This window comes from Methanothermococcus thermolithotrophicus DSM 2095 (genome assembly GCF_000376965.1).
GTDB classification, from domain to species: domain Archaea; phylum AGJL01; class Methanococci; order Methanococcales; family Methanococcaceae; genus Methanothermococcus; species Methanothermococcus thermolithotrophicus.
Map to the genome: position 1 here is coordinate 24,360 of NZ_AQXV01000040.1, position 8,501 is coordinate 32,860.

Genomic DNA, 8,501 nt, shown 5'->3' on the forward strand with positions numbered 1-8,501 from the left:
TTTAATACCTTTAATATTTCTGGAGCTCTCAAATACGTGTTTTGAAAATGCCAATAGCATTTCACTATATACCTATATATTCAAGACCTTACAAAAAAATCGTTAACTTAAGAATTTAGGAACATTTATAAAATAAATAATGAGAGAATAGAGAATAATTATATTCTTTCAGCAAATGCAAATTTTTCTTTTACTGAAGTAACTTTAATGTTTATTGTTTCACCCTTGGTAGCGTTAGGGACGAATATAACAAATCCATCGAGTCTAGCTATTCCGTCTCCCCCCCTACCGACATCTTCAACAGTTACTTGGTATTCTTTCCCTTGTTCTACAGGGATATTTCTTCTTGTATTTCTTTCAGTTCTTCCAAATGTATTCATAGTTATTCACCTAGTATTAGAGAAGTTGCACCATATTTTGATGCTCATAAATAGTTGTATTCTAAGTATATAAACATATCTATTGTTCATTTTTTAAGAACTAAGTATAAATATTCGTTTCGTTTTTAATATAATGAATGTTAAAAGGAGGATTATGATGATAAGAGAAGTATTTTCATCCATCATGGGTGAAGGAAAATTCATAGGTAGAAGATTCATATTTGTTAGGTTTAAAGGTTGTCCTTTAGATTGTGTATACTGTGATGAAGCCAAAAAAGTAGAGGGAATATGTGAGGTAGAGAATGTACCTGGAACCGGAAATTTTGAAGAGTGTCCAAACATAAATGAGGAGTTAATAAATGTTATAAATAGGTTAAAAACCCCTGATTTGTTTGCCGTGTCATTCACTGGGGGGGAACCTTTACTTTATTCAGATGTAATAAAAGAATACTCTGAGCTCCTACATGATTTGGGTTATAAAACATTCTTAGAAAGTAACGGCATGTATCCAGACAAGGTAAATTTTTTTGATTATGGTTCGATTGATATAAAACTCCCCGAACATTTTAAAAGTAAAGACGTAAATCAGTGGAGAGATTTATATAAAAATGAGCTTAAAACAATAGAGAAACTCCACAACATGGGTTCTGATGTTTATGCAAAAATAGTTGTTATGGAAAAAACTCCAGAAAGCCTAGTTGAAGATATAGCAAAAGATTTATCTGATATAGGGGACATAACATTATGTATTCAGCCATTAACTCCTTACGGGACTGCCAAGGATGTTCCTTCACAAGAAAAAATATTTAATATAATGTCTCTCTGTGGAAAGTATGTGGATGTGATGTGTACACCCCAAATCCATAAAATAATGGGGATATTATAGTCGTATGACAAAATATGGTATCGATTAGTCAAACAATCATAATAAGACTTAATCATAGTTTATCAAAATATAAAAATACTAGGAATGTATATTATTATGCTAAGATGGTGATAGTATGAAGAAAGAGCTCATATTGAAAGTCCTCAAATTAAGGGATATGGGTTTTAGGGCAGGAGACATTGCGGATGAATTGAATGTTTCAGTAGATACTGCTCTTTACTTGGTTCTAAATGGGGAAAAGCTTTTAAAAGAATCTGAAAAACTCAAAGAAGAACATAAAGAAATAGATACATTTGTTGAATGGGACAATGTCAGAGCTTCATCAAGACGACTAAAAAATATATCCCAAATAATGTGCGATATGTTAAAAGATACTGAGTTTGACGGTATAGTAGGAATTTCTTCAGGAGGTATTCCTCTGGCCACTTTAATGTCTGATGAGATGGGAAAATATTTTGCAATATATGTGCCTAAAAAGCATATTCACACTGAACAAGAGAAAAGTACCGGGTTTATAGGTCAAAATTTCTCGAGCATTGAAAATAAAGATGTTGTTATTGTAGACGATGTTATAACTTCAGGTAACACTGTAAGGGAGACCGTAAAACATTTAAAGGGAATTGCAAACCCAAAAAAAGTTATAGTAATGGTTGATAAAAGTGGCATAAATGAAGTTGAAGGAGTTCCTGTAATCCCGCTATTTAGAATAGGTGTCGTTGAAATAAACAAATAACTAATTACAGTGGATTTAAGATGAAGATTATCGTTATATCACCCTTAATTCAAGGAATAATCTTAATTTTTTAATTTTAGCATATATTCAATAAATTATATAAATAACTTTTTTCATATTATAATAACTCACGTCAGGAGGATTATCATGTGCGGAATTATCGGTTTTATGAGTAGGACAAAGAGAATGATAAGTGGAGAGAAAATAGCCATAGCTCTAGATAGTTTAAAAGAAAGGGGCAACGGGCAAGGTTCTGGATATGTAGGATATGGTATTTACCCAAAATATGCTGATAAGTATGCCATACATGTTTTCTTGGATAATACAAGAGATTATGATAAAATAAGAGAAAAAGTTCAGGATACACTTCAGTTATATGGTTATGTACTTAAGGATGAAGAGATCCCTACAGAAGAGGGGATTATAAATAAAGATTACATCTCCTGGAGATTCTTCTATGAATTTGATGAAAAATACAGAAACTCCGAAGAAGACAAGATGGTAGACATAGTAATGGATATCAACGATAAAATCGACGGAGCATTTGTATTTTCAAGTGGTAAAAACTTAGGTGTATTTAAAGCTGCAGCATGGCCTAATGAAGTTGCAGAGTACTTTAAAATTGATAAATATAAAGGATACATGTGGTTATCCCATGCAAGATACCCAACAAATACCAGAGGATGGTGGGGAGGAGCTCACCCATTCAACTTACTCAACTGGTCGGTTGTTCATAACGGAGAAATCACAAGCTACGGAACAAATAAAAGATATGTTGAAAGTTTTGGCTACAAGTGTAAGTTGTTAACAGATACTGAGGTTGTAGCTTATCTCTTTGACTTGTTGGTAAGAAAACATAAAGTTCCAGTTGAATATGCTGTAAGTGCACTTGCTCCTAGATTCTGGGATGAAATAGACAACCTGCCTGAAGAAGAAAGAAAAATCCATGAAGCAATCAGAATGACCTACGGAAGCGCAATGATGAACGGTCCATTTGGAATTATAGTGGGAACCCATGAAGGAATGGTTTTCATGAATGGAGATGTTGAACAAGGTAATGCAATGCTTGGTTTAACAGATAGAATAAAACTTAGACCACTTATAGCAGCTGAAAAGGATGATTTAGTATTTGTTTCAAGTGAAGAAGCTGCCATAAGAAAGATATGCCCTGAATTGGATAGGGTATGGATGCCTGATGCAGGAAGAATGGTTATTGCGAGAATAGAAAAATAATAGACGAAAACTGAAGTTTTCGTTGCTCGCTTACTTCGTAAGCGAATTCATAATTCATTTCTGGATGATGCAGTAAGATCTTAAGGTTTTTACCTTTTTTAATTTACAATTTTACAAATTTAAGGGAGTGAAAATATGATACCTTCAACAGTTCCTCCAAAGTACAAGGTAGTGGTGGATTCTGATAGATGTATGTTGTGTGAGAGATGTGTAACTGAGTGTTCTTGGGGAGTATATAGAAGACAGGGAAATAAGATAATAGCCTATTCAAATAGATGTGGTGCCTGTCAAAGATGTGTTTCAATGTGTCCAAGGGATGCAATAACTATTGAAGAAAAAAGAGTTAGCTGGAGAAGCCATCCATTATGGACCGCTGAAGCCAGAGAAGATATTATAAACCAGGCAAGAACCGGATGTATATTATTGAGTGGTATGGGTAACGCCAAAGAATTCCCTATATACTTCGACAATATAGTTTTAGATGCTTGCCAGGTTACAAACCCTTCAATTGACCCATTAAGGGAACCTATGGAACTAAGAACATACATAGGTAAAAAACCTAAAAAATTGGATTTTGATTTTGTAGAAGAGGAAATAGATGGTAAAAAAGTTAAAAAGGCCAAATTAAAAACAAAAATATCACCAAATTTAAAGTTAAAGACTCCAATTATGATTGCACACATGTCATACGGTGCGTTATCCTTAAACTCACATAAGGCCATGGCTAGAGCTGTTAAAGAATGTGGAACCTTTATGGGTACTGGTGAAGGAGGATTGCATAGAGATCTCTACCCATATGCAGATAGTGTAATTACCCAGGTTGCAAGTGGTAGGTTTGGAGTAAATGAGGAGTATCTGTCAAAAGGAGCTGCGATTGAAATTAAAATAGGTCAAGGTGCAAAGCCAGGTATCGGTGGACACTTGCCAGGGGAAAAGGTTTCAGCAGAAGTTTCAATGACAAGGATGATTCCAGAAGGCTCTGACGCGATTTCTCCAGCACCTCATCACGATATATATTCAATTGAAGATCTTGCCCAATTAGTCAGAAGTTTAAAAGAAGCTACAAGATGGAAGATTCCAGTATTTGTTAAAATTTCCGCAGTTCATAACGTGGCAGCTATTGCAAACGGTATTGCAACATCAGATGCAGATGCTGTTGTTATAGATGGATTTAAAGGAGGTACCGGAGCTGCACCTAAGGTATTTAGGGACAATGTAGGTATTCCAATTGAAATGGCTATTGCTGCAGTTGATGATAGATTGAGGGAAGAAGGAGTAAGAAATGAAATAAGTATTATCGCAAGTGGTGGAATTAGGAACTCTGCAGATGTATTTAAATCTATAGCACTTGGAGCAGATGCGGTCTATATAGGTACTGCAGTAATGGTTGCAATGGGCTGTAGAGTATGTGGAAGATGCTACACAGGACAGTGTTCATGGGGTATTGCAACTCAAAAGCCAGAACTGGTCAGTAGGTTGGATGTGGATGAAGCAGCCAAGAGAGTGGCAAACTTAATACATGCATGGACCCATGAAATTAAAGAATTACTTGGTGCTGCAGGAATAAACTCAATTGAAAGTTTAAGAGGAAATAGAGATAGATTAAGAGGCGTAGGGTTAAATGAGGTAGAATTGAAGACATTAGGAATAAAGCCTGCAGGGATGTAATGGCCATAGGTGAAAACATGAGCAAAAGGGAAGCTATAATTGATGCCATAGACATGGATTATAGGGAGTTAAACGAAAAAATACATGAAATTTTGAATGAAAATCCGAATTTGGAAAAGATAGTATTGAAAAACGTATTGGGACAAAGATTTATAGGTAATGGAGTTCAAAGAAAGGATTTAACAATTGAGATTCATGGAATTCCTGGTGGAGACTTAGGAATGTTTATGAATGGTCCAAGAATTGTAGTTTATGGAAATGCCGACCATGCGCCTGGAAATACCTTAGATGATGGTGTTATTGTTATCCACGGTAGTGGTGGAGATGTTACCGGCCACTCTATGAGAGGAGGAAAGGTATTTGTTAGAGATAATGTAGGTTATAGAAGCGGTATTCACATGAAGGAATACAAAGATAAATTTCCAGTCTTAGTTATTGGTGGCGAGGCTAAGGACTTTTTAGGAGAGTACATGGCTGGAGGAATAATTATAGCTTTGAATATTGATAATGAAGGAAATGATTTAGGTAAAATTCCAGGAAGAATGATTGGTACCGGAATTCATGGTGGAGCCATCTATATAAGGGGAGAAGTTGAAAAATCCCAGCTTGGAGTGGCAGCAGATATTAAGGAATTTACAGAAGAAGATAGGGATAAAATAAGACCACATATTGAGGAATTCTGTAAGGAGTTTGGATTAAGTGATGAAATTAAGGAAAAGTTAATTAATTCAGACTATACAAAAATAGCTCCAATATCAAAGAGACCATTTGGAAAATTATATACTCCTGATTTAAGGTAAATAAGGTAAGTAAGTATGCCTTTGGATCCAACCCAAGCCTTTTTAAAAGGCTGGATGCCAAATATATCTCTTCATGAAGTTAAGAAGTATTCTATTGGGGATCATTGAGCGAAGCGAGATGAGCTCTATGAAAACCACTGGGTTTTCATTTAATCCAACACCTCTCGACGAAACCAAAGGTTTTCGTGAGTCTCTACAAAAATTCGAAGAATTTTTGTGAGTCAGCAAATCTTCGATTTGCTTCGACTTAACGAAAACCTTTCAGGTTTAGTTGAATAATCGTAGATTATTCAATTTCCCCGCAACTATGTTGCGGTGGATCGTAAGTCAGCGAATCCTTTGGATTCGCTTCGACGATAAATTGAAGATTTGTCTCGATTTTTAAAGGGGTTGGAAATAAAGGTGCTGGATTTAATTATCTTTTTTAAATGAATAGAAGGTGGAATTATGAAGTCATACTTGAATTTAAAGGAAGAAGTTTGGGATAAGAACATCTGTTCTGGATGCGGAGCTTGTGTTGCAGTCTGTCCTACAGAAAATATTTATTTCAAAGAACAAAGCCCTGTAAAATTTGTATGTGATGAGTGTGCATGTATAATTGCTCCTACCCAAAATGGAGAACACCCGATATCTGCGGAATTCTGTAAAGTTACCCTTTATGATGTCCCATGTGGGGCCTGTTATGATGCATGTCCAAGAACCTCTGAAGGAAAATTGTCTCAAATTGAAAATGGGCTGGACAATATAATAAAGGCAGTAAAGGCCAAGTCCAAGCTTAATACAAAGGGAGTCCAAAGCGGTGGAGCAGTTACTGCGATTCTGGCGAATGCATTTGATGAAGGGATTATAGACGGAGCTCTTGTAATGATGGAGGATAAATGGACAATGAAACCTGAGTCCTATTTGGCAACTTCAAAAGAAGATGTTTTAAAATCTGCAGGAAGTAGATACAACTGGAATGCTCCTATATTGGAGGCTTTAAAAGAGGCTGTAATGGATAAAAAATTGAATAAGTTGGCAATTGTGGGAACACCTTGTGTTATTAACGCAGTTTATCAAATGATGTCATCTGATAACGACCTTGTAATTCCATTTAGAAATGCCATAAGGTTTAAAATAAGTCTTTTCTGCTTTGAAACATTCGATTACTCTAAGATGACTGAAAAGCTTAAATCAATAAATGTAGATCCGTGGGAAGTACGTAAAATGGATATTGATAAAGGTAAACTAATCGTCGAGCTCTTAGATGGGACAATCCATAGCTTCCGATTAAATGAAGTAGAAGATGTCGTAAGGTCTGGATGCAATGTATGTACAGATTTCACAGGTATAACTGCTGATATATCAGTTGGAAATGTTGGATCTCCTGAAGGATATTCAACAGTGCTTATAAGAAACAAGTGGGGCAAAGGCCTCTTTGATAGGGCAGTTATAAATGGATATTTAGAAGCTGAAGAAGGAGTTGACATAAAACCAATTGAAAGTTTAGCTGAAAAAAAGGCTAGACGAAAAGATGGTTCTGAAATTTAATATATTTTATAACTTTTATTTTTGTTCAGTCATAATTGGGCCTGAACTTTCTGTTTTACATAGTCAATACCGAGTTCTTTTATAAAATCGTAAATTCTCCCTTTTCCAAATTTTGAATACATTTCAATTAAAATATCGACAACTTCTAAAACTTCATCCTCTGTTTTAACATCTATTAGATGCTTAGCAGCTTTTGGAAACTTCCCGCCTTTACCGCCTATATTTATGGATATTGCCTTATCTACCACATTTATGGCATCGCATAATTTAAGACAGTCTCCCTTTCCAATACAGTTTTCTTTTATAGCTTTATTTTTCCAATCTATTGCATTTATTTCACAAAAATTTTCACATTTTCCACATTCTATGCACTTTTCTTTGTTGATTTCTAATATATATCTGAAGTATATCCCAATATCGCAAAATTGATGATGAGTACAGTTGTTTGGACATCCGCTAACATTTATTTTTAATTTTTTTGGGACCCAAATACCTTCAAATTCATCATGTAGCTTTCTAGCCAGGCTTACAGAATCACCAATTGAGCTATAACATTCGGATCCAATACAGCATACGATTTGTCTAATCCTTGTTCCGGTGGACCCTATTTTAATACCTTCTTTTTCAAGGAGCTCTTCAACTTTTTCAAGATTTTCATATTTTATTTTAAACTCTAAACCCTGCCTTGTAGTTAAATGAACCTTTCCAAAACCATATTTCTTAGCAATTTTTCCGATTGCAATCAGCTGTTCACAACTTAGATAACCTGGCTTTAGGGATAATCTTACCATAAGTCCGTCTTTTTTAGGAATAACTCCCATCTTATAATTGTTCCTACATGCCATTTTTTCACTTTAAAAATTATTGCATTTATATTCTATTACAGGACGTGTGCAAAACTCATGCACACAATAAATAGTATTATATACTATCATGCTCAAGTATAATGTGTGAATAAATTAATCACAGGTGGTATTGATGTACGAATGGAAATTGAATGATATTGTGGATAATGGGATATGTGCTAAATGTGGTACATGTACAGTAGTATGTCCTAATGGTATATTAACTTTTGAGGATAGGCCAAAATTAACTGAAGAATGTCTAAGAAAAGGAAATGGGATGTGCTTTGAGGTCTGTCCAAGAGTCTCATCAGGAAAATATCAAATAAAAATCAGAGAAAAATTTAAAGAAGAATACTACTATGGAAAAGGAGACGTAGAAGGGCAGGACGGGGGAGTTGTAACAACATTCTTAAAGTATCTCTTAAA

At 34.9% G+C, this 8,501-nt stretch carries 8 protein-coding genes and 1 pseudogene; 7 read left to right on the forward strand and 2 right to left on the reverse strand.

The genetic code is table 11. From position 1 onward, the window contains the following. Window positions 1-158: 158 nt before the first annotated feature. Window positions 159-380 (reverse strand): TRAM domain-containing protein, encoded by a 222-nt coding sequence (locus F555_RS0103240; protein WP_018153785.1) that lies wholly within the window; start codon window positions 378-380, stop codon window positions 159-161. Window positions 381-537: 157 nt separating this feature from the next. Between F555_RS0103240 and F555_RS0103245 the strand changes: the two genes are divergently transcribed. The 6 genes from F555_RS0103245 to F555_RS0103270 all read left to right on the forward strand — a co-directional run bounded on the left by F555_RS0103245 (window position 538) and on the right by F555_RS0103270 (window position 7,230). Then, entirely contained in the window at window positions 538-1,266 is a 729-nt protein-coding gene (locus tag F555_RS0103245; RefSeq protein ID WP_018153786.1) for a 7-carboxy-7-deazaguanine synthase QueE, read from the forward strand. Window positions 1,267-1,381: 115 nt separating this feature from the next. Then, the gene (locus F555_RS0103250; protein ID WP_018153787.1) at window positions 1,382-1,999 is read left to right on the forward strand and encodes an orotate phosphoribosyltransferase-like protein; all 618 of its coding nucleotides are present in this window, start codon (window positions 1,382-1,384) and stop codon (window positions 1,997-1,999) included. A 147-nt stretch (window positions 2,000-2,146) separates the two neighbouring features. Next, complete coding sequence (locus F555_RS0103255; RefSeq protein ID WP_018153788.1) at window positions 2,147-3,232, forward strand: class II glutamine amidotransferase; 1,086 nt, start codon at window positions 2,147-2,149, stop codon at window positions 3,230-3,232. 135 nt (window positions 3,233-3,367) lie between these two features. Continuing rightward, window positions 3,368-4,900, forward strand: coding sequence for a glutamate synthase-related protein (locus F555_RS0103260; protein WP_018153789.1), 1,533 nt, complete (start codon window positions 3,368-3,370; stop codon window positions 4,898-4,900). Window positions 4,901-4,917: 17 nt separating this feature from the next. Then, window positions 4,918-5,700, forward strand: coding sequence for a GltB/FmdC/FwdC-like GXGXG domain-containing protein (locus tag F555_RS0103265; protein WP_040682776.1), 783 nt, complete (start codon window positions 4,918-4,920; stop codon window positions 5,698-5,700). A 447-nt stretch (window positions 5,701-6,147) separates the two neighbouring features. Beyond that, window positions 6,148-7,230 (forward strand): Coenzyme F420 hydrogenase/dehydrogenase, beta subunit C-terminal domain, encoded by a 1,083-nt coding sequence (locus F555_RS0103270; RefSeq protein WP_018153791.1) that lies wholly within the window; start codon window positions 6,148-6,150, stop codon window positions 7,228-7,230. 29 nt (window positions 7,231-7,259) lie between these two features. Here F555_RS0103270 and F555_RS0103275 read toward each other — a convergent pair whose 3' ends face one another. Beyond that, complete coding sequence (locus tag F555_RS0103275) at window positions 7,260-8,075, reverse strand: 4Fe-4S binding protein (RefSeq protein WP_018153792.1); 816 nt, start codon at window positions 8,073-8,075, stop codon at window positions 7,260-7,262. Window positions 8,076-8,208: 133 nt separating this feature from the next. Here F555_RS0103275 and F555_RS0103280 point away from each other — a divergent pair. Then, window positions 8,209-8,501 (forward strand): annotated as a pseudogene (locus F555_RS0103280) (hypothetical protein); the annotation flags it as partial.